At 56.9% G+C, this 2,580-nt stretch carries 4 protein-coding genes; 2 read left to right on the top strand and 2 right to left on the bottom strand.

Features of this window, described 5'->3' with window-relative positions; all coding sequences use genetic code 11:
- Positions 1–84: 84 nt before the first annotated feature.
- A complete protein-coding gene (locus tag WFM46_RS23520; protein WP_336998699.1) occupies positions 85–456 on the bottom strand; it encodes an MmcQ/YjbR family DNA-binding protein in 372 nt (123 codons plus the stop codon).
- A complete protein-coding gene (locus WFM46_RS23515; protein WP_156654031.1) occupies positions 446–1,036 on the bottom strand; it encodes a TetR/AcrR family transcriptional regulator in 591 nt (196 codons plus the stop codon). Before WFM46_RS23515 ends, WFM46_RS23520 begins: the two co-directional genes overlap by 11 nt.
- Positions 1,037–1,226: 190 nt before the next feature.
- Between WFM46_RS23515 and WFM46_RS23510 the strand changes: the two genes are divergently transcribed.
- On the top strand, positions 1,227–2,330 hold the full coding sequence (locus WFM46_RS23510) for an MBL fold metallo-hydrolase (protein WP_180210391.1): 1,104 nt from the start codon (positions 1,227–1,229) through the stop codon (positions 2,328–2,330).
- A 32-nt stretch (positions 2,331–2,362) separates the two neighbouring features.
- Positions 2,363–2,580 (top strand): AraC family transcriptional regulator (locus tag WFM46_RS23505; protein ID WP_336998698.1); only part of this gene is annotated, 218 nt, incomplete at its 3' end.

Raw genomic sequence — 2,580 nt, 5'->3', positions numbered from 1 at the left:
GATATCCATAACGACTCCTGGGTTTAATGCAAAAGGGAAAATGATACAAAGGGAAAGGAACAAAGGTAAGGGCATTCCGAGCGCTTAAGGGCCCGGACGCAGACGTTTTTGCTCTTTTTTTGGCAGCTTATCCACCACCAGATGCCACGAATCATTGACCAGATCGGCGATCAGCTCAGGGGTGATATCCTCCGCCGCATAAACCGAGATCCAGTGCTTTTTATTCAGATGGTAGCCAGGCTCAATGCCCCGGTAGATCTGCTGGTTGAGCAGCGATTTTTGCGGGTCGGACTTCAGGCTGACATGCAGGCGCCCGTGTGCGACGCCAATCAGCATAAAAATCTTGCCGCTGACCTTAAACACATCGTAATCCGGGCCAAACGGCCAGCACTGTTCGGTAAAGGGCAGCTCCAGGGCCACCTGCTTTGCGCAGGCGGCGAGCGTTTTACTGTCCATCGCTATCCTCTTCGGCCAGCGCCCGCCACATCGCTTCAAAACCCAATGCCTTAAATTCGGCTGCGCGGGCCGGTTCGCGAGTAGCGAAGGACATGGTGGTCTCCGCCAGGGATAAAAAGAGCGCGTCGCCAAACAGCCGGAACTCTTCCGACATAAACACCGGGCGGATATGGCGACGGCACAGCTCGTGCAGCTCCGGGAACATCTCGTGTACCGCCTGCTCGGTTTCGGCGTTGATCTTCTCGCTCACCCCAAGCTGGCGGATGGCGCCGTGGGCCACCGGATTGCGGATCCCCCAGTCAACGTAGCTGTTCCAGATATTGCGGGTATGCTCTTTTGGCTGGGTCAGGGCGCGATCCATATTCGCCAGCATGGTCTGGCACAGATCCTGCTTCAGGTGCAGGTAGAGGGCGTTAAGCAGGTCGTCTTTGGTAGCGAAATAGCGAAACAGGGTGCCTTCTGCCACGCCCGCGCTGCGGGCGATTAACGCGGTAGAAGCCGCAATGCCGGACTGGGCAAACGCGCTGGTTGCCGCGTCCAGCAACGCCAGTTTTTTATCTTCACTTTTCGGACGAGCCACTGCATTTCCTCCAGGTAATGTGCAAAAACCCCGATTGAATCATGCCCTTTGTGGGGCTGCAACGTGGAATGTCAAAGATCTTAAAACGTCTTGACGACTTTCACATCACTTCTATAATGAGTGCTTACTCACTCATAATCAAGTTTTGCCCGCGCAGGCCATCGGATGGGGCGCGAATTCGGGTCGGGATATGAAAAAGCGTTTTATTGTTAGCGTGGTGGTAGTGATGATGATTGCATCCGCGGCGAGTTTGCCGTTTGTACTCAATGCCGGGTTCGGCCAGCCGCCACAGGGCGCGCAGCTGAATGAGTTTGCCGCCTCGCCGCAATATCGCGACGGCCAGTTCCATAACACCTTGCCGACGCCCGGCTTTACCGGCAATAAGAACATGCTGGCGGCGTGGTGGGATTTTCTGGTGACGAAGCGTGAGAACGCGCGTCCGGCCCAGCCGCTGCCGCTGGTGAAAACCGATCTGGCGCAGCTGCCCCTGGATCAAGAGACGCTGGTCTGGCTCGGCCACTCCTCGTGGTATCTGCAGCTGGCAGGCAAACGCATTCTGATCGATCCGGTATTCAGCAACTATGCCGCACCTTTCTCTTTTCTCAATAAAGCCTTTGCCGGGGAGTACCCGTGGCGTGCCGAAGAGATGCCCGATATCGATCTGCTGATTATCTCGCACGATCACTACGATCATCTCGACTACGCCACCATCAAAGCCCTGTTGCCCAAAGTGAAGCGCGTGGTCACGCCGCTCGGGGTGGGATCGCACCTGCGCTACTGGGGCATGGAGCCCTCGATCATTGAGGAGAGGGACTGGGAGCAGTCGGTGCGGATCAGCGACGATCTCACCGTACATGTCCTGCCGGCGCGCCACTTCTCCGGGCGCGGGCTCAAGCGCAACCAGACGCTGTGGGGCAGCTTTATGTTTGTCACCCCAGAGACGAAAGTGTTCTACAGCGGTGATTCTGGCTATGGCCCGCACTTTAGCGCCATTGGCGAGCGCTTCGGCGCCGTCGATCTGGCGATCATGGAGAACGGCCAGTATGACCAGGACTGGAAGTACATCCACATGCAGCCTGCCGAAACGGCGCAGGCGGCGGCGGATCTTAATGCCAGCGCGGTCGTACCGGGCCACTCCGGGCGCTTTGTGCTGGCAAAACACACCTGGAACGACCCACTGATCCAGCTTACGCAGGCCAGCAAGGATAAAAAATATCGCCTGCTGACCCCGGAGCTCGGTGAGCCGGTCAGGGTAGATGATGCCACGCAACAATTTCGTGCGTGGTGGGAATAATGTTAAATCGAAGAGCAGAGGGGGAGAGCAGCATGACTATTTCCGCTCAGGTTATCGACACCATTGTCGAGTGGATCGACGACAACCTTCATCAGCCGTTGCGTATCGAGGATATCGCCCGACATGCGGGCTACTCCAAGTGGCACTTACAGCGGCTGTTTATGCAGTACAAAGGCGAGAGTCTGGGGCGCTATATTCGGGAACGTAAGCTGCGGCTGGCGGCGCGGAATCTGCGTGAATCGGATGAAAA

Origin of the sequence: Leclercia sp. M50, from assembly GCF_037150775.1 — a bacterium.
GTDB lineage: Bacteria > Pseudomonadota > Gammaproteobacteria > Enterobacterales > Enterobacteriaceae > Enterobacter.
Note: the sequence above shows the minus strand (reverse complement) of the source record. Positions and strands in the feature narration are given on the sequence as shown.